This window comes from Ottowia sp., from assembly GCF_047975795.1.
GTDB lineage: Bacteria > Pseudomonadota > Gammaproteobacteria > Burkholderiales > Burkholderiaceae_C > Ottowia.
On sequence record NZ_JBKEEE010000102.1, the window covers coordinates 1 to 18,669 of the forward strand.

Genomic DNA, 18,669 nt, shown 5'->3' on the forward strand with positions numbered 1-18,669 from the left:
CTGTACAACCATCAACTGCCGCAGTCGGCCCTGAAGTCCAAAACGCCCATCGAAGCAATGAAGCATTGGTACGATGAAAAGTCGCACCTGTTTCACAGGCGACCAAAGTCATCCAATCGTCTGGGATGCGACAGCTATTCACCATCGAATGCCGAAGCCTGCCTGTTGCTGCCGCGCTTTGTTCAAGAGGTGTCTGTATGACGCGCGCCAACTTGGACACCGATTGGGGTGGGGTCGCCCAGGTGCTGCGCGTGGCCACTTACAACATCCACAAAGGCGTGCAGGGTTTAGGCCCCGCACGGCGGCTGGAAATTCACAACCTGGCGCTGGCCATTGAAACGCTGGATGCCGATATCGTGTGCTTGCAGGAAGTGCGTGCCACCAACCGGCGCGAGGCCGAATACTTCACCGGCTGGCCTGACTTGCCACAGGCCGAATTTTTAGCCCCCGAGGGGTATGAAGCCGCTTACCGCACCAACGCCGTCACCCGTGATGGCGAGCACGGCAACGCGCTGCTGTCGCGCTGGCCGATCGTGCAGCACCGGCACGAAGACATGTCCGACCACCGCTTTGAGCAACGCGGTTTGCTGCACGTCGAGGTGCTGGTGGCCGATGCGCCGGTGCATGTGATCGTGGTGCACTTTGGCCTGATCCCGTCCAGCCGCGTGCGGCAGACCGAACAGCTCAAGCGCTATATCGCGCGCGAAGTACCGATGGATGCTCCGGTGCTGGTAGCGGGCGACTTCAACGACTGGGGCACGCGCGTGCGCAAGATGCTGCACGTGGATGCGCTGCACGCGTTTGAAGGGCCGCGCACCCGCACCTACCCGTCGCGTTTGCCGGTGGCCCAGCTCGATCACATTTATGCGCGTGGCATGCAGCCGCTCAGTCTGGCTGCACCGCGCGGGCGGGTGTGGAGCCGCATGTCCGACCATTTGCCGTTGATTGCCGAATTTCGCATGCCATCCTGAAAGCTATAATAAATATAGCTGACAAGGCTTTGTGGACTAGCTCAATAGGCGCTTTTGATTCTGATAATTGCTGCTACCATCGGCACCTGACCATGAAGCTGCAACCTGATTCCCTTTCTGCCAGTGCCGCCTCTGCCGAGGGTGAAGGCACGCCGGTTTCCGTCAAGATTCGTGAGCGGATCAAGGCGGCACGCCAGCGTTTTCACGCCAACGACAACATTGCCGAATTCGTGCAGCCCGGCGAGCTGGACGCGCTGCTCGACGAAGTCGCGCACAAAATGCAGGGCGTGCTGGACAGTCTGGTGATCGACACTGAGGGCGATCACAACACCAGTGACACCGCGCGCCGTGTGGCCAAGATGTACATGGGCGAGGTGTTCAAGGGCCGCTACGTCAAGCCGCCCGCAATCACCGAATTTCCCAACGCTGAGCGGCTGAACGAATTGATGATCGTCGGCCCCATCACCGTGCGCAGCGCATGCAGCCACCACCTGGTGCCCGTCATCGGGCAGTTGTGGATTGGCGTGCTGCCCAATGAGCACACCAACGTCATCGGTCTGTCCAAATACGCCCGTCTGGCCGAATGGATCATGAGCCGTCCGCAAATTCAGGAAGAAGCGGTGGTGCAACTGGCCGACTACATCCAGGCCAAGACCAAGCCCGACGGTCTAGCCATCGTCATGCAGGCTACGCATTACTGCATGGCCTGGCGAGGGGTGAAAGACATGGACAGCAAGATGATCAACTCCGTCATGCGGGGGGTGTTTTTGAAAGACCCCAACCTGCGGCGCGAATTTTTGTCTCTGATTCCCCAAAAAACCTAAGTCAGATTGCACAGCCCATCATGCTCGTTCGATTGCTTTACGCCAGCCGCGCCACAGACAGCCATGCTGCGGCCATTCAAGACATTTTGGGCACCGCCCGCCAGCACAACCAAGCCCAGGGCATTACCGGTATTTTGGTTTACGGTGGTGGTGTTTTCATGCAGGCCATCGAGGGTGGCAGGCAGGCCATCAGCGATCTGTACGGCACCATTCAGCGCGATCCGCGCCATAAAGACGTGGTGCTGCTGCACTACGAAGAAATTGTCGAGCGCCGCTTTGGTGCCTGGACCATGGGCCTGGTGGACGTGGGCCGCGTCAACGCCAGCGTGCTGATCAAATACTCCGAGCGCGCCGTGCTCGACCCCTACACCGTCTCGGGCAAGGTGTCGATGGCGCTGCTGGAAGAGCTGATGGCCACCGCCAGCATTGTGGGCCATACCTGAAAGCAGCGGCTGTGCCGCTGGTGCCCAAAGCAAAGTCAGCTACAACAAATAAAGCATTCGCGCTGTAGCTGCCAAGCAGTTACCGGCAGCGGTCTTGGCACCGACGCAAGCCGCAGGCTGCCCGCAGCCAAACGGGTATATTTTCAGATCCGGCCAGCATTGCGCTGGCATGTTGATGTCTGCATTCTTGCCCTCCATCCATGTTTGTCCACCTGCGCCTGCACACCGAATTTTCTGTGGTCGATGGCACCACCCGCGTGGGTGACGTGCTCAAAGCTGCCGCCGCTGACGGCCAGCCTGCTTTGGCCATCACCGATTTTGGCAACCTGTTTGGAGCCATCAAGTTCTACAAGGCTGCGCGCGGTCAGGGCGTCAAGCCTATCTTGGGGGCCGAGGTGCTGCTGGCGGGCCTGGGTGCCGATCCTGAAGTGCCTTCGCGCGTGCTGCTGTTGGTGCAAAACCAGCAGGGTTATCTGAACTTGTCGGAGCTGCTGGCGCGCGCCTGGACGCGCGGCGTGGTCAAAGCGCAGGCCATTGTGCAGTGGGAATGGCTGCGCGAGCTGGCCGAGGGCCTGATTCTGTTGTCAGGCGCACAGGCTGGGCCGCTGGGGGCTGCGTTGGTCCAGGGCAATGTGGTGCAGGCCAGTGAAGTGGCCTTGGAATTGGCCGATGCTTTTCCGCACCGCTTTTATCTCGAATTGCAGCGCGCAGGTCGCGCCGACGATGAAGCCCATGTGACCGCCGCTGTGCAACTGGCTGCACGACTGAAACTGCCCGTGGTGGCCACGCACCCGGTGCAGTTTGCGACGCCAGAGGGTTTTGAAGCGCACGAAGCGCGGGTGTGTATTGCCGAAGGCGAAATTCTGGGCAACCCGCGTCGGCCGCGTCGTTTTACCCAGCAGCAGTACTTCAAGTCGTCCACCGAAATGGCGGAGCTGTTTGCTGATGTGCCTTCTGCACTGGTCAATGCGGTGGAGATCGCACGTCGCTGCAACCTGACGCTGGTGTTGGGTAAACCGCAGTTGCCAGACTTTCCGGTGCCCGAAGAGCACACGACCGAAACCTATTTTCGTCAGACTTCGCTGGACGGGCTGGAAGATCGCCTGCTGCGCCTGTACCCTGATGCGGCGCAGCGTGATGCCGAGCGCCCGCGTTATGTTGAGCGGCTGGAGTTCGAGATCGACACCATCCTCAAGATGGGCTTTCCGGGCTACTTCCTGATCGTGGGTGACTTTATCAACTGGGCTAAGGCCAACGGCTGTCCGGTGGGGCCGGGGCGTGGCTCGGGGGCGGGTTCTCTGGTGGCTTATGCGCTGAAGATCACCGATCTCGATCCGCTGCAATACAAACTGCTGTTCGAGCGTTTTTTGAACCCCGAACGGGTCTCCATGCCCGACTTCGACATCGACTTTTGCCAGGCCAACCGCGACCGGGTGATCGACTATGTGAAGGCCAGGTACGGCAAAGACGCCGTGAGCCAGATCGCCACCTTCGGCACCATGGCCGCGCGCGCGGCAATTCGTGACGTGGGCCGCGTGATGGACATGAGCTACACCTTCTGTGACGGCATCAGCAAGCTCATTCCCAACAAGCCCGGCAAGCCGGTGACGCTGCAATATCCGCCGCCCGGCCTGTCCAAGGACGAGAGCGAGAAATACGCGATGGCCGCCGAGCCGATGTTGCGCGAGCGCATCCAGAAAGAGGAAGAAGTGCGCACGCTGGTCGAGATGGCGCAAAAACTGGAGGGCATGACCCGCAACGTCGGCATGCACGCAGGTGGGGTGCTGATTGCGCCGGGCAAACTGACCGATTTTTGCCCGCTGTACCAGCAACCCGGCAGCGAATCGGCCGTCAGCCAATACGACAAGGACGACGTCGAGGCCGTCGGCCTGGTCAAGTTCGACTTTTTGGGTCTGGCCACGCTGACCATTCTGGAGATTGCCAAAGAACTGATCGTGCAGCGCCACCCCGGCCAACAGGACTTTGCGTTCGAGCACATTCCGCTGGACGATGCGGCCACCTACAAGCTGTTTCAGGACGGGCGCACAGAGGCCGTGTTCCAGTTTGAAAGCCGTGGCATGCAAGGCATGCTGCGCGACGCGCGCCCTACCCGGCTGGAAGACCTGATTGCCCTGAACGCGCTGTACCGGCCTGGCCCAATGGATCTGATTCCCAGTTTCGTGGCGCGCAAGCACGGGCGCGAGCCGGTGGAATACCCGCACCCGCTGGTGGCCGACATGCTGAGCGAAACCTACGGCATCATGGTCTATCAAGAACAGGTGATGCAAACTGCGCAGATTCTGGGCGGCTACAGCTTGGGCGGCGCCGACCTACTGCGCCGCGCCATGGGCAAGAAAAAAGCCGAGGAAATGGCCAAGCACCGCGAAATTTTTCGAGAGGGTGCGGCCAAAAACGACATCAGCGAGGGCAAGGCGGACGAAGTTTTCGACTTGATGGAAAAGTTTGCGGGCTACGGCTTCAACAAAAGCCACGCCGCCGCTTATTCATTGCTGGCTTATCACACGGCCTGGCTGAAGGTGCATTACACGGCGGAATTTTTCTGCGCCAACATGACGGTGGAGATGGACAACACCGACAAGCTCAAAGCCTTGTTTGAAGACGCGCAGCGCGAAGGCATGGCGTTTGAGCCACCCAACGTCAACCTGGGCGGTTACCGCTTCGAGCCGGTGGGCGACAAGCTGATCCGCTACGGTCTGGGGGCCATCAAAGGCACGGGTCAGCAGGCCATTGAAGCGATTGTGGCGGCGCGCGAAGGGCGCGGCGAAGGGGCGGCGGGCAACGAAAGCGGGCCGTTCAAAACCCTGTTTGACTTTTGCCGCCGTGTGGATCGCACGCGCGTCAACAAGCGCACGGTGGAAGCGCTGGTGCGTGCGGGCGCGTTCGATGTGCTGAACCTCAACCGTGCGGCGCTGGCTGCCTCGATCGACTTGGCCTTTGACTTTGCCGCCGCCAGCGACGCCAACCTGAATCAGGGCGGGCTGTTCGATTTGATGGACGACGGCCATGGCTCCAGCACGCAAGAGCCTGAGCTGCCCGCCATCACCCCCTGGGGCATCAAAGAGCGCCTGTCGCTGGAGAAAACCGCGATTGGCTTTTATCTCTCAGGCCATTTGTTCGACGAAGTGGAACGTGAAGTGCGTCAGTTTGCGCGCCGCCGTATCGACGATCTGGTTGACAGCAAAGAGCCACAGTTGCTGGCAGGCATTGTGGGTGATTTTCGCGCCATCAACGGCCAGCGTGGCAAGCTGGGCCTGTTTCGGCTGGACGACAAATCGGGCGTGATCGACGCGCGGGTGGAAGAATCGTTGATTCATCAGCACCGCAACTTGCTCAAAGACGATGAGTTCATCGTCGCGTTGGGCCGGGTGATGGTGGACCGGTTTTCAGGTGGTTTGCAGTTCAGCATCAACCAGATTTGGGATTTGCCGAGTGCGCGCTGCCGCTTTGGCAAATTTTTGCGCGTGGCCGTCAACGGCCAGGCACCAGACGTCAAGCGTCTGCTGGCCGAATACCCGCCGCAGGCTGAGCAGACTGAGCATGGCGAGTTGCTACGCGGTTTGTCCGTGCGCTTGCTGCTGGAGCGCCGGGCCGACGCAGGCGGCGTGATGGCGCAGCTTCAACTGGGCGAGCAGGCCCGGTTTTTCCCCAGCGACGCGGCCCTGGCGAGCTGGATGGCTCAGGCCGATGAGGGACGGGCGATGATCGTCTATGAGTGAGTGCGGCGTTCAGCCATGTCCGCTGCGCACATGACGGCCGCTTTTGTTAATTTTCAAAGTTAAATTAGCCGTTTACGCTTGATGGACAAGCGTAATAAGCTATCAATAACGCAGTAGTCTAGGGCGAAAACGCGTTTCGGTTTTTAGTCGTGTGGGCGAAACACGATGGTCATGGGGTTGTAAAAGCGCCCATTGTCGGAAGGCAGCTTTTCGGTACGGTCGAGTGCGCGCAGCACCGCTTCGTCCCAGCTTTTGACGCCGCTGGATTTGGTGATGCGGCGGCTGATGATGTCGCCTGTGGGGCCGGTGCGCACTTCCACTTCGGCGACGGGGTTGCCCGAGATGTCGTCGGTGAACACGATGTTGGGCCTGACCACGGCGCGTATGCGTCCGGCATAGCCTGCGGACGGGCCAGCGTTGCGGCTGTCGTTGCCGGTTTGGCCTTTGCCAGCGCCACTGCCGCTGCCGCTGCCGCCTGGGCCGTCAAAATCGCCGGTGGCTGCACCGGCCAGCTTGGCCAGGCGCGCCAGCTCGGCCTTGCGACGAGCTTCGGATTCTTTGGCTTCGCGCGCTGTGGCGGCTTTGCGATCAGCGGCTTCCTTGGCCTTTTTATCTGCTGTGGCTTTGGCCGCTTGCAGTTCTTTTTGCTTGGCTTCTTCGGCGGCTTTTTTGGCGGCCAGTTCTTTTTTCTGACGCTCTTTTTCAGCTTGCTTTTGCGCCTGCGCTTTCTTTTCGCGTTCTTTCTCGGCCAACTCGCGCCGCTCTTGCTCTTGGCGGCGTTTTTCTTCTGCGGCCTTTTTGGCGGCTAGTTCTTTTTTCTCGCGCTCTTTTTCAGCCAAACGTTGCTGCTCCAGCTCGCGCTTTTTCTTTTGCTGCAACGCGATCTCGGCGTCGCGGCTGTCGGTGGCCTCGGGTTCGGGCGGTGGCGTGGGTTTGACCACTGGTTGAGGCGGTGGTGTGGGCTTGGGCGTAGGTTGGGGCGGCGGTGCGTCGTTGCGCTCTACAGGGGCTGGCGCAGGTTTGGCGGATGCCTGCTGGACGGTGGCGGACCACAGCTCGGCTTCTACCGCCAGATCGTGTGCATCGGTTTTCCAGCGCAACCCCCATGTCAAGGCCAGCACCAGCAACAGATGGGCTACCAGCGCCAAGCCCAGGGCACGGCCCAGACCGCGCGGCTGGGGCGGGTCAAATTCGGTGCGCTCGGCGGCCAGGGCGTTCATTGGCTTGGGTGTGCTTTCTCGGTGGAGCCTTATTTGACGGACAGGCCCACGCGGCGCACCCCGATTTTGCGCAGGCGCGAGGTGACGTCGATCACTTTTTGGTAAGCGATGTCTTTGTCGGCAGCCACCATCACGGGCAAATCGGGGTTGGCTTTGGCCGCGGTTTCGATGGCAGCGAATATTTCGCGCTCGCCCGCGCCGTTCAGATCGGGGCCGTCTTTGCCGCCGTCAGCACTGATTTGCCCGCTGGCGTCGATCATTACCGCCATGGGGTTGTCGGGCGGCTTGCTGGACTGGCCCGCGCTGGGGATGTTGATGCTGCCGGGCGTGATGACCGTGGCTGTGACCATGAAGATGATCAGCAGCACCAGCATCACGTCGATGAAGGGCACCATGTTGATCTCGTTCATGGTGCGGCGGCCACGGCCGCGAGAAGCCACAGCAGGCATTTCAATGCTCCTTGGCGCAAGCCATCGCCTGGCATGGCGCGGATGCTGCACCGCCCAGGCCTAGGCCAGCGAACGCCGTGGCCGGGGTTTCTCCGGTCAGTGGTGTTGTCTCCCCGCCCGAAGGAAGAGGGGGAAACGCGCGGAGCGACTCAAGGGGGCGTGCCATGTCAGTATCCGGTTGGTGTGGCGCTTTGTGGCTGCGCCGGGTGCACGCCCAGGTTGCGTTGCAAGATGTTGGAAAACTCTTCGATGAAGGTTTCCAGCTTGATGGCGATGCGGTCGATGTCGCGTGCAAAGCGGTTGTAGGCCACTACCGCCGGAATGGCGGCAAACAGGCCCAGCGCCGTGGCGGCCAGCGCCTCGGCAATGCCGGGTGCCACGGAAGCCAGCGTCACTTGCTGCAAGCTGGCCAGGCCGGTAAAGGCGTGCATGATGCCCCACACGGTGCCGAACAGACCCACATAGGGGCTGACCGAGCCGACCGAGGCCAAAAAGGACAGGTTGGTTTCGATCGCGTCCATCTCGCGCTGGAAGCTGGCGCGCATGGCGCGGCGCGCGCCGTCCAGCAGTGTGCCAGCGTCGCTGATGCGGCGTTCGCGCAGCTTTTGATATTCGCGCATGCCGCTGGCGAAGATGCGCTCCATCGGGCCGCCAAACTTGGCGTTTTGCGCGGCGCTGGCAAACAGGTCGTTCAGGCTGGTGCCAGACCAGAAGTCGCGCTCGAAGTCGTCGTTTTGCGCCTTGATGTTTTTCAGCGCCCGCAGTTTGCGGAAGATGGCGGCCCAACTGGCGATGGAGCCGAGCAGCAGCAGCAGCATGACCAGCTGCACGATGAGGCTGGCGTCCAGCACCAGGCGGACGATGGAAAGATCCTGGCTCATGAATCGAACTTTTCTAAGATGGCGGGCGGTATGCGCGCCGGTTTCATGGACACCGCATCCACCCAGCCGATGCGGATGGCCGCTTCGCACAGCAACTGGCGCTTCGGCGCATGTTGCAACCATGCTTGCTGCGCCAGCGTCAAGGCCGCGCGTCCGCTGGATTGGAGCCGGGCGGTGACGATAAGTTCATCGTCCAGCCGCGCGGGGTGGTGGTATTTCAGGTGGGCATCGGCCACCACGAACATGCCGCCCGATTGTTCACGCAGCGCCTGCTGGCCAATGCCCAGCGCGCGCAGCCATTCGGTGCGGGCGCGTTCAAAAAACTTCAGGTAGTTGGCATAAAACACGATGCCACCGGCGTCGGTGTCTTCCCAGTAGATGCGGATGGGGTGCTCAAAGGCCAGCATGGTGAATTTGAGTCGCCTTCGCTACGCCAGCACTTCTTTTAAGCGTGCGACGGCAGTGTGCAGTTGCGCCATCGAGTTGGCAGTTGAAAAGCGGACATAGCGCGCGGTTTCGGCGTGACCAAAATCGCGCCCTGGCGTGACGGCCAGATGCGTACGCTTGATCAACTCGAACGCCAGTTCCCAACTGCCTGCATTTTGCATGTCGCTATTGTATTCGGAGCGTGAGGCGAACAGTTTGTCACACGCAACGCGGCAATCGGCCCAGGCGTAAAAAGCCCCGTCAGGGGTGACAGGCACGTGCAGTCCCAGGCTTTCAAGCTGGGGCACGAACCAGTCGCGCCGGGCTTTGAATTCGCTGCGGCGGCGCTCGTATTCGGCCAGGCTGGCGGGTTCAAAGCAGGCCAGCGCGGCGTGTTGCGACACCGTGCTGGGGCAGATGAACAGATGCTGGGCGAGTTGCTCGATCACGTCCACCAGCGCATCGGGCACCACCAGCCAGCCCAGGCGCCAGCCGGTCATGTTGAAGTATTTGCTGAAGCTGTTGATGCTGATGATGTCGTCAGACAAACCCAGGGCGCTGTGGCTGTAGGTGTCTTCGTAGCTCAGGCCCAGATAAATCTCGTCGATCAGTGTGATGCCGCCGCGCCCGGCCACCACGGCGTGAATGCGGGCCAGTTCATCCGGATGAATCGACGTGCCGGTGGGGTTGGAGGGCGATGCCAGCAGCACGCCACGGGTGCGCGCGCCCCAGGCGCTGGCGACTTTGTCGGCGCTGAGCTGAAAGCGTTCGCTGGCGCTGGCGGGCAGCAGCACCGCACGGCCTTCGGCGGCGCTGACGAACTGCCGGTTGCAGGGGTAGCTGGGGTCGGGCATCAGGATTTCATCGCCCGCGTCGATCAGCGCCAGGCAGGCCAGTTGCAGTGCGGCGGATGCCCCTGCGGTGACGACGATGCGCCGCGCGGGCACGCTCAGGCCAAAGCGCTCGGCATACCAGCCGCTGATGCGCTCGCGCAGCGCGGGCAGCCCCGTGGCCTGGGTGTATTGGGTGCAGCCATCGCGGATGGCACGTTGGGCAGCTTCCACCACCAGCGGCGGGGCGGTGAAGTCTGGCTCGCCAATGTTCAGGTAGATCATGGGCCGGTCGGTGCCCGCCGCTTCGCGCGCGATGGCTTGGGCCGACTTGGCCATTTCCATCACGTAAAACGGCTCGATCCGCTGGGCGCGGGCGGCAACTCTCATGCCTTGGCCGCGCCTGCCTGGCCACGATCGGCTTGGACTTCCAGAGGTCGCAGCTTAGGTGCCAGCCCGTTGAGCACACCATTGACGTACTTGTGGCCGTCGGTGCCGCCAAAGTCCTTGGCCAGCTCGATGCATTCATTCAGCACCACGCGCCAGGGCACATCGGGGCATTTGAGAAATTCATAAGCGCCAATCCACATACAGCCATGCTCGATGGGGGAAATGTGGCCCAGTTCGCGGTCGAGCAGGGGCACGATCAGCGCGTTCAGATCGGCCTCCAGCTCGATGCAGCCGTGCAGCAGCGCGTCGTAGTGTTCGGCATTGGCTTTGGAAAAACCTTGCAGGTCGCGTGTGAAGGCGTCGATGGAATCGGCATCGTTGCCGCCCACCAAGTGCTGGTACAGCCCTTGCAATGCAAATTCGCGCGCCCGTGAGCGGGGCGACTTGGTGGACGATTTGCGTGTGCCGCTTGGTGGGCGTTGCGGTTTGGTGGTTGCGGTGGCCGGTGGTGAGGGTGTGTCGGTCATGACAGGTGCTCCTTGAGCAGCGCCATCTCTACGGCCACGCGGGCGGCGTCGCGGCCTTTGTCGATCTGGCGCACCACGGCCTGGCCGATGTTTTCGGTGGTCAAAATGGCGTTGGCAATGGGCAGGCCGCTGTCCAGCGCCACGCGGGTCACGCCCGCCCCGGATTCGTTGGCGACCAGTTCGAAGTGGTAGGTTTCGCCGCGGATGATGCAACCCAGCGCCACCAGCGCATCAAACCGGCCGCTGCGCGCCAGCCATTGCAGGGCCGAGGGCACTTCCAGTGCGCCGGGAACCGTCAGGTGGGTGATGTGTTCAGTGGCCACGCCCATGCGCTTTAACTCGCCCATGCAGGCTTCGGCCAGCATGTTGGTGATGCCTTGGTTAAAGCGTGCTTGCACCACGCCCACACGCAGGCGGCTGCCGTCCAGCGGCGTGGTGGTATGTCCTTGGTCAGCGCCCAGCATAGTCAGTCTTTGTCATTCTTTCGAGATGTAGCCCGCCACTTCCAGCCCAAACCCGCCCGCCATGCTGGGCAGGCGCCGGGGCGTACCCAGCAGCAGCATGCGGTGCACGCCGCAGTCGCGCAGGATTTGCGCGCCCACGCCGTAGCTGCGCAAGTCCATGCGGCCACGCTCGGGCGCGTGGGTGGAACGCGCCGTGCCTTCAAACTGGGCCAGCAGTTGGGCGGCGCTTTCGCCGCAGTTGAGAAACACGGCCACGCCACGCCCTTCTTGTTGCAGGCGGCGCAGGCAAGCATCGACGCCCCAGGAGTGCTGGCCGCGCTCGATTTCCAGCGCATCCAGCAGCGACAGCGGCTCGTGTACGCGCACCGGTACGGCGTCTTGCGGCGTCCATGCGCCCAGGGTTAAAGCCAGGTGCAGCGAGCCGCTGGGCTTGTCGCGGTAAGCGTGGGCTACAAATTCGCCGTGCACGGTGCGCAGTGGGCGCGAGGCAATTTTTTCGACCAGCGATTCGGTTTTGCTGCGGTGCTCGATCAGATCGGCAATGGTGCCGATCTTGAGGCCGTGCTGGGCCGCGAACTGCTGCAAATCGGGCAGGCGGGCCATGGTGCCATCGTCTTTCATCACCTCGCAAATCACGGCGGAAGGTGAGCAACCGGCCATGGCGGCCAGGTCACACCCGGCTTCGGTATGGCCGGCGCGCATCAGCACGCCGCCCTCGGCTGCTTGCAGCGGGAAGATGTGACCAGGCTGCACCAGATCGCTGGCCTGTGCGTCTGGGGCAGCAGCAGCTTGCACGGTGCGGGCGCGGTCAGCAGCGGAGATGCCGGTGGTCACGCCCTCAGCCGCTTCGATCGAGACGGTGAATGCGGTGCCCATTTTGGTGCCGTTGCGTGCCACCATGGGAGGCAGATTCAGCCGCTCGCAGCGCTCGCGCGTGAGGGTCAGGCAAATCAGGCCGCGGCCAAAGCGGGCCATGAAGTTGATGGCTTCGGGCGTGACGTGGTCGGCGGCCAACACCAAGTCGCCTTCGTTTTCGCGGTCTTCCTCATCGACCAGAATCACCATGCGGCCTGCGGCCAGCTCGGTGACGATGTCTTCGACGGGTGCAATGCCAGCGAGCGCAGGGGTGGCTTGCGGATCGGTGGTGGTCATATGGGGAGTGTGGAGAGGAGGCGCTTTGGATTGGCCCGATATGGTGGCACGTGCGGGCACGTCTGAAGCAACGGCCTGCATTATCGTTGGTGTCGAGGAGGCAGGCTTTTGCAAGCTGTTTGGCTGGCAGAGCGGTTGATTGGCCGTGCCGGTCATGGTTGACTTGAGGCCCGGTCTGCTGGATACAGTGGCTGTAGGGTGAGCGCTGGTAGTGCGCTGGGGCGCAACGCCATGCCGGGAGGAGGATTGCTGGGTTGTCTGATTCATGGAAGCCTCGGTAAGAGTGGAGCCAGAATCAGGGCGCACGCAAACGGGGTGACGACACGCGCGTGTGCCGACGCCGAGACTGCGCGATCTCTTTCATCCGGACTGTGACCGTCGGCTCTGGCTTCACACCAGATCTGCTGACCCTGACACCTGTAAAAGTAGCGTCAGGCGCTCGCGGGCTGCTGCAGTGGTTTGCAGATACCGCCGGTGGGGAATTCCGCCCCGCCCTGAGAACGCTGTCGGCCTGTGAGGGCCAACAAGGTCATTGTATTGCAGGGCCTGCCAGCGAGGTGGTGCTGACGACAGCACTGCTGAAAAACTATCATAATGATAGCTTCTAACGTTTAATGGTAGCGCTCTGAGGGGTTATTTTGTTTGCAAAAATCTGGCCGTATTGTGGCGTGTGGATGGATGGCGTGCGAAAGGAAAGAAGATGGCGCTGAACCACCCCGTCTTGTCCGCCCTGCTGCCGGTGGTGCTGTTGATTGCGATTGGTTTTGTGGCTGGTCGCTTGAAGCTGATCCGTGGCGAGGCGGTGCGCGATCTGTCCAACCTGGTGTTTCTGGTGCTGGTGCAGGCGCTGCTGTTTCGCACCATGGCCACGGCGCATCTGGATCGGCTGGATTTGACTTCGGTGGCGCTGTATTACGTGGTGGCCGGTGCTTTGTTTTTTGCGCTGCTGTTCATGCAAGGACTGAGCAGCCGCTCGGCCGTGGTGGCGCTGGCGGCCATTTTCAGCAACACCTTGATGATTGGCGTGCCGTTGGTGCAACTGGCTTATGGACAGGCGGGGTTGGTGCATCTGTTCACGCTGATTTCCATGCACGCGCTGGTGCTGCTGACGCTGGCCACTGTGGTGATCGAGTTGCTGGTGGCACGCGAGCAGCAAAACAGCGGCCAGGCCGAGCGCAGACACATGGCAGCGACGGTGGGCCGTGCGGTCAAAAACGCGGTGCTGCACCCGGTGCCGTTGCCCATCATCGTCGGCTTTTTGTATTCGCTGACCGGCTGGGGCCTGCACCCGGTGGTGGAGCGCCCCCTGAAGCTGCTGGGCGATGCGTTTGGCCCCGTGGCCTTGTTGTTGGTGGGGGTAACTTTGGCGCAAACGGCGATTGGCCCACATCTGAAAGGCGCTTTGCGCATTGCGGCGGTCAAGACTGTGGTGCACCCCATCTTGATGGGTGTTATCGGCTGGGCACTGGGCCTGTCAGGGCTGGCGCTCAGCGTGATGGTGGTGGCGGCGGCACTGCCGGTGGGGGCCAATGTGTTTTTGTTTTCGCAGCGCTATCACAAGGCAGAAGATCTGGTGACGGCCAGCGTGGCGGTGTCGACCGTGATGGCCGTGGGCACGGTGACTGTGGTGATGGCGCTGCTTCGATGAGTGCGAGCGCATCCAACTGCCGTTTTTAGATAAAAAAAAGCCCGATCGCAAAAATGCGGATCGGGCCATGGCCTTGGCCGAGCAGCGCCGATGGCGCTCTGGGCAAAGCGGATTTGACAGCTTATGGCTTGCCGCCGGTCGGGAACGGCCATGCGGCCTGCGGACTCAAGGTGGTGCGCGCAGCAGGTTTTTTGGCCACGGCCTTTTTGGCAGGGGCCTTTTTAGCCGGAGCTTTCTTGGCTACGACCTTTTTGGCAGGGGCCTTTTTAGCCGGGGCTTTCTTGGCCACGACCTTTTTGGCAGGGGCTTTTTTAGCCGGGGCTTTTTTGGCTACGACCTTTTTGGCGGGGGCCTTTTTAGCCGGAGCTTTTTTTGCAGCGGCCTTCTTGGCGGCCGGTTTTTTTGCAGTTGCCATGTTTTTCTCCTTGATCAAGTTGAACGTTCAACAGCAGGAAACGCTTCGCATGTTTTTCGATCATGGGCGAAGCGATTCATGGTCATGAAGCATGACTTCATGGCCATGAACGAGGGCGCAGCACTCTGAGACGTCAAAGCGTCGAGAAGGAGCTGCTGATTTGAGTGACTGCACTGTGCGAATCGGTGATGGCGTTGACGAGAGGTGTTCTTTACCAAAGCCAAGGTAATTTCTCTGATGCTCCGATTATGGGAGCAATGCTATGAAATGCAAAGCATTGCTCCATATGTTTGTCTGTGATGTGTTGCAACAAGGCATCGAATTGATGTGGATGGAGTGCATATGACACATGGACAACCTGGGTGGCCGACACGCATGGCGTGGTGACGATCGGGCAGCAGCGCTCAAGTGATAGCGCTCAAGTGCTGGATGATTCGGGCTGAACAAGGTGACGTGATGAGGGATCAAGCCGCTGGATGAACAAATCCCAGTCGAAGCCTGAACCGGGGTCGAACTTTCGTCCAGGCGCAATATGCTCATGCCCGGTGATGGCATCAATAGGGTGATGCGCAGCGATGGTTTGACACAGGGCGGCCAGCTGTTCGTATTGCGCAGCCTCAAAAAACTGGCCTTCCAGACCTTCTAGCTCAATACCGATTGAATAGTCGTTGCAGTTGGGGCGGCCGCGCCATGCAGAAGCGCCCGCATGCCAGGCGCGGTCATGGGTGCTGACAAATTGCCACAACGCGCCATCGCGCTGGATATAAAAATGCGCCGAGACCTCCAGCCCCCGTATTTGCTGGAAGTAGGGGTGGGCGTCCCAGTCGAGTTGGTTGGTGAACAAGGCTTGTACGTGGCCGGTGCCATAGATGCCCGGCGGCAGGCTGATGGAGTGCACCACGATCAGGCTGATGCGCGCGTCTGCCGGGCGCGGCCCGAAGTTGGCAGACGGCTGCGCCTGGGCCGCGCGGTACCAACCGCCTTGCCAAGGCGGCTGGGTTTCAGTTGTCGGCGGCATCGTCGGCTTGATCATCACCGCTGCCGGGGGCTGTGATACCCAGGCGCGCCATGCGGTAACGTATCTGGCGCAGATTCAGGCCCAACCGAGCGGCTGCGGCTGTACGGTTGAAGCCGGTTTCGTTCAGTGCACGCACCAGGACGTGGCGTTCCTGGGCGTCGAGCCAGGCGGTCAGATCGTCCGGCAGTGATCCCGCGTCCATAAGGCCCTCGTCGATGACAGGAGGTGCGGATTGGGCGGATGTCTCAGGTGGCCCGGGGGGGGCGGCAGTGGCTGAAGGCAGGCTGCCAAAGCCTGAGTCTCCGCCGCCCTCACTCAAGGCGATGGCGCGGTGAAGCAGATTTTCCAGCTCGCGCACATTGCCTTCGAGTGGGGATGCCATGATTTTTTCCCACCGCCGTTCGCTGATCTCGATGAGGGATGAACCGGTTTCTTTGGCAATGCGCGCCAATAGCGCATCGCACAGCGCGGGCAGGTCTTCGCGGCGCTCACGCAAAGGCGGCACTACGATTTCGATCACGTTCAGGCGGTAATAAAGATCTTGGCGAAAGCGCCCGGCATGGACTTCTGCGGCCAGATCCTTGTGCGTGGCGCTGACGATGCGCACATCCACCGCTTCTTCCAGCGTTTCGCCCAAGGGGCGCACACGCCGCTCTTGGATGGCGCGCAGCAGCTTGGCCTGCATGGCCAGGGGCAAGTCGCCGATTTCGTCCAGAAACAGCGTGCCGCCGCGCGCGGCCTGAAAAAAACCTTCCCGATCCTGGGTGGCACCAGTGTAAGAGCCTTTGCGCGCGCCAAAAAATTCGGCTTCCAGCAGATTTTCGGGAATGGCCCCGCAGTTGACGGGCACAAAAGGCCCGTCGCTGCGGTGGCTGCACGCATGGACGGCGTTGGCCACCAGTTCTTTACCGGTGCCGGACTCGCCATGCACCAGCACCGGGGCCATGCTGCGCGCCACTTTGGCGATGCGCTGTTTGACGTTGCGCATGACCGCTGATTCGCCCACCAGCCGCTCTAGCGCGGCGGTGCCTTTGTCTGTAGAAAGTGATGGGGCTGCTTTTTGAGGCGCGGGCGCGGCTGATGCAACAGAGGCGGATGAGGGGGAGGGAGCAGATACAGAGGGTGCCTGGCCAGGCGCAACAGGTACTGGCTGGGCGGGTTGCGTGGATTGCATCGGTGCGGACAGGGCCGAGTGGACGACCGAGCGCAGTTGCTTGAGATCGACGGGTTTTGTCAGGTAATCGAACGCGCCGGATTTGAGCGCTTCCACCGCTGTTTCGGCCGAGCCATAGGCGGTGACCATGATCCAGCGCTCGTTGCGTCTGCTTTGTGCGGCCTCGCGCAGCAGATCCAGCCCCAGGCCATCGGGCAGGCGCATGTCGGTGATAACCAGATCGAACACTTGGTCAGCCAGTTGCGCACGGGCCTCGGCCACAGACCCTGCCGACTGCACCTGGTGGCCTTCGCGCAGCAGGGCCAGCTCATACAGAGTGCGCAGATCAGGCTCGTCGTCGATGACCAGAATGTGGGCGGTGGAAAGGTCAGGCGAATCGGTGCTCATACGTGGTCTTGCTCCTGGGCTTCCAGCATGGAGTGCGGGCCATGGGCACGGCGGAAGTGGACGAGAAATTCGTTGCCTTCCACAAGGTGATCGGGTGATGTTGGGTCAGGCGATGTGCGATCGATCAGCGTGCGGACTGTGCGCTCGTGCGTGATGCTGGCGCCGTGGCGTTGGCACAGCTCGCGGCAGATGAACAGGCCCAGTCCGCTGGATCGGGCTTCGGACGAGAAAAAGGGTTCAAACAAATGGCGGCGCACCGACGCCTCTATGGGTGCGCCATCGCTCCAGACCATCAGTGCGATGGGGCCGTGGCGTGTGGCGCGCGTGGCCACTTCGATGGCGGCGGTGGTTTGGCTGGCGTAGCGCGCGGCATTGTCCAGCAGGTTGACCAGAATACGGCGCAGATGTTCGCGTGCGAACTGCACGTGCTTTTGCGGCGCTTGAAGGTCGATGCGCAGCCGGGCACCCGCCTGGTGCTGCTGTGCCCATTCGTTGCAAAAAGCTTCGGTTTCTTCGTCCAGCGGCAGTGCTTGAATGGCGTGGCTGTCTGCGTCAGACGTGCCTTGTACGCGGGCGATGTCCAGCACGTCGTTCACGATGTGGCCCAGCCGCTCGGCGTTTTGCCGCACCATGGCGGTCAGGCGCTGTTGTGCGGGACTGCGCAGGTCTTCTTCGAGTAAGGCGTTGGCCTGGCTGATGGCGGCCAGCGGGTTGCGGATTTCGTGCGCCACGGCGGCCGACATGCGGCCCATGGCGGCCAGTTTTTCGGTGCGCAGGCGTGCTTCCATCTCGCGCAAATCCTGCAAGAACATCACGCACAGGCTGCTGCCGCCTTCACCCAATGCAGGCGTGCGCTCGGTTCTGACTTGCAGGTGGCTGCTGTGGCGGTCTTCGTGGTGCAAGGTGATTTCGGTGGCGTCAATCGGTCCGTCGGCCAAGGTGATGCGCGCCACATGCATCAACTGCACCCAGGCCGGATTGTCCAGCAGGCTGAAGCGATCGGGAGTGACTTCATGGTCGATCCCCAGCAGCAGTTGCGCCGCCGGATTGGCTGCGCGCACGGTGTAGTCTGGCTCCACCACCAGCACGCCTTCGGGCAAGGCTTCGATCACCAGGGTGTTGACCAGGGCCTGGGTTTGCACTTCGTTGCGGCTGCGCCGGGCCACGGTTTCTTCACGCGCCAAGCGCATGGACAACTGGTTGGTCAGTAAAGACACCAGCAGCAAGCCTGCCCCCGTCAACCCGGCCTGGGCAATGCCGGTTGTGCCCTCGAACGACGACACACTGGCGCTCCACGCGGCGTTGCCCAGCAGCAGCAAAGTGGCCAGCGTGGCGGTGCCCAAGGCCAGTGCGCGTGAGCCTAAGGTGGCCGTCATCAGCACCGGTAAGGCCAGCAATGGGGTGTAATTGATGGTGGTGGCCTGCTGGGCGTGCAAGGTGATGAAGTAGGCCAAGTCAACACCTGCGGTATAAAACCACTGTGCATCAAAAGCCCGCCCTGGCCCTTGCGGGCGGGCCAACCAGCGCACCAGCACGGTGACCACCGTGAAGCCGCCCGCCAGCCACAAAAGCCAATCGGGCATGGCGTGGGTGTTGTTGTGGCTCAAACTCAGCAGCAGGGCCAAAATGGCCACGGCAATCAGGACGCGCGCTGACATGAAGCTGGTCCACAACCGCGCAAATGCAGGATTTGATGGGGACGCAGGAGTGGCA

General features: G+C 61.7%; 17 protein-coding genes, 1 pseudogene and 1 riboswitch. Of the genes and pseudogenes, 6 read left to right on the plus strand and 12 right to left on the minus strand.

The window, feature by feature from the left end:
* From ACK5NW_RS15170 to dnaE, 5 genes and pseudogenes are all read left to right on the plus strand, one after another.
* Positions 1–201 (plus strand): annotated as a pseudogene (locus ACK5NW_RS15170) (hypothetical protein); the annotation flags it as partial.
* Positions 198–971 carry an endonuclease/exonuclease/phosphatase family protein gene (locus ACK5NW_RS15175; protein ID WP_416929568.1) on the plus strand — a complete coding sequence of 258 codons (774 nt, stop codon included), beginning with the start codon at positions 198–200 and terminating at the stop codon, positions 969–971. The pseudogene ACK5NW_RS15170 and the gene ACK5NW_RS15175, both read left to right, overlap by 4 nt.
* Before the next feature lie 92 nt (positions 972–1,063).
* Positions 1,064–1,795: a GTP cyclohydrolase I gene (folE, locus tag ACK5NW_RS15180; RefSeq protein ID WP_416929570.1), complete on the plus strand. Its 732-nt coding sequence runs from the start codon at positions 1,064–1,066 to the stop codon at positions 1,793–1,795.
* A 20-nt stretch (positions 1,796–1,815) separates the two neighbouring features.
* Positions 1,816–2,238: a BLUF domain-containing protein gene (locus tag ACK5NW_RS15185; protein WP_416929572.1), complete on the plus strand. Its 423-nt coding sequence runs from the start codon at positions 1,816–1,818 to the stop codon at positions 2,236–2,238.
* A 200-nt stretch (positions 2,239–2,438) separates the two neighbouring features.
* Complete coding sequence (dnaE, locus tag ACK5NW_RS15190) at positions 2,439–5,975, plus strand: DNA polymerase III subunit alpha (protein WP_416929574.1); 3,537 nt, start codon at positions 2,439–2,441, stop codon at positions 5,973–5,975.
* Between the two features lie 143 nt (positions 5,976–6,118).
* Here dnaE and tolA read toward each other — a convergent pair whose 3' ends face one another.
* From tolA to ribBA, 8 genes are all read right to left on the minus strand, one after another.
* Entirely contained in the window at positions 6,119–7,195 is a 1,077-nt protein-coding gene (gene tolA, locus ACK5NW_RS15195; protein ID WP_416929576.1) for a cell envelope integrity protein TolA, read from the minus strand.
* A gap of 29 nt (positions 7,196–7,224) precedes the next feature.
* Positions 7,225–7,644, minus strand: a complete 420-nt coding sequence (locus ACK5NW_RS15200) for an ExbD/TolR family protein (RefSeq protein ID WP_416929578.1) — start codon at positions 7,642–7,644, stop codon at positions 7,225–7,227.
* Positions 7,645–7,811: 167 nt separating this feature from the next.
* Complete coding sequence (gene tolQ / locus ACK5NW_RS15205; RefSeq protein WP_416929580.1) at positions 7,812–8,525, minus strand: protein TolQ; 714 nt, start codon at positions 8,523–8,525, stop codon at positions 7,812–7,814.
* Complete coding sequence (ybgC, locus tag ACK5NW_RS15210) at positions 8,522–8,929, minus strand: tol-pal system-associated acyl-CoA thioesterase (RefSeq protein ID WP_416929612.1); 408 nt, start codon at positions 8,927–8,929, stop codon at positions 8,522–8,524. Before ybgC ends, tolQ begins: the two co-directional genes overlap by 4 nt.
* 24 nt (positions 8,930–8,953) lie before the next feature.
* Entirely contained in the window at positions 8,954–10,171 is a 1,218-nt protein-coding gene (locus ACK5NW_RS15215; protein WP_416929582.1) for a pyridoxal phosphate-dependent aminotransferase, read from the minus strand.
* Complete coding sequence (nusB, locus tag ACK5NW_RS15220) at positions 10,168–10,698, minus strand: transcription antitermination factor NusB (protein ID WP_416929584.1); 531 nt, start codon at positions 10,696–10,698, stop codon at positions 10,168–10,170. Before nusB ends, ACK5NW_RS15215 begins: the two co-directional genes overlap by 4 nt.
* Positions 10,695–11,162: a 6,7-dimethyl-8-ribityllumazine synthase gene (gene ribH, locus ACK5NW_RS15225; RefSeq protein WP_416929586.1), complete on the minus strand. Its 468-nt coding sequence runs from the start codon at positions 11,160–11,162 to the stop codon at positions 10,695–10,697. Before ribH ends, nusB begins: the two co-directional genes overlap by 4 nt.
* Positions 11,163–11,174: 12 nt before the next feature.
* Positions 11,175–12,314 (minus strand): bifunctional 3,4-dihydroxy-2-butanone-4-phosphate synthase/GTP cyclohydrolase II, encoded by a 1,140-nt coding sequence (gene ribBA / locus ACK5NW_RS15230; RefSeq protein WP_416929588.1) that lies wholly within the window; start codon positions 12,312–12,314, stop codon positions 11,175–11,177.
* A 348-nt stretch (positions 12,315–12,662) separates the two neighbouring features.
* Positions 12,663–12,820, minus strand: a riboswitch (FMN riboswitch).
* Between the two features lie 200 nt (positions 12,821–13,020).
* Here ribBA and ACK5NW_RS15235 point away from each other — a divergent pair.
* Complete coding sequence (locus tag ACK5NW_RS15235; protein ID WP_416929614.1) at positions 13,021–13,962, plus strand: AEC family transporter; 942 nt, start codon at positions 13,021–13,023, stop codon at positions 13,960–13,962.
* Between the two features lie 121 nt (positions 13,963–14,083).
* Here the strand turns inward: ACK5NW_RS15235 and ACK5NW_RS15240 are convergent, their stop codons facing one another.
* The 4 genes from ACK5NW_RS15240 to ACK5NW_RS15255 form a co-directional block, all read right to left on the minus strand.
* Positions 14,084–14,377, minus strand: a complete 294-nt coding sequence (locus ACK5NW_RS15240; protein ID WP_416929590.1) for a histone H1-like repetitive region-containing protein — start codon at positions 14,375–14,377, stop codon at positions 14,084–14,086.
* A 418-nt stretch (positions 14,378–14,795) separates the two neighbouring features.
* Positions 14,796–15,395 (minus strand): 1,6-anhydro-N-acetylmuramyl-L-alanine amidase AmpD, encoded by a 600-nt coding sequence (ampD, locus tag ACK5NW_RS15245; RefSeq protein ID WP_416929592.1) that lies wholly within the window; start codon positions 15,393–15,395, stop codon positions 14,796–14,798.
* Positions 15,379–16,956, minus strand: a complete 1,578-nt coding sequence (locus ACK5NW_RS15250) for a sigma-54-dependent transcriptional regulator (protein WP_416929594.1) — start codon at positions 16,954–16,956, stop codon at positions 15,379–15,381. The genes ampD and ACK5NW_RS15250 overlap by 17 nt, the downstream gene beginning before the upstream one ends.
* Positions 16,953–18,614, minus strand: coding sequence for a two-component system sensor histidine kinase NtrB (locus tag ACK5NW_RS15255; RefSeq protein ID WP_416929596.1), 1,662 nt, complete (start codon positions 18,612–18,614; stop codon positions 16,953–16,955). The genes ACK5NW_RS15250 and ACK5NW_RS15255 overlap by 4 nt, the downstream gene beginning before the upstream one ends.
* Positions 18,615–18,669 lie beyond the last annotated feature (55 nt).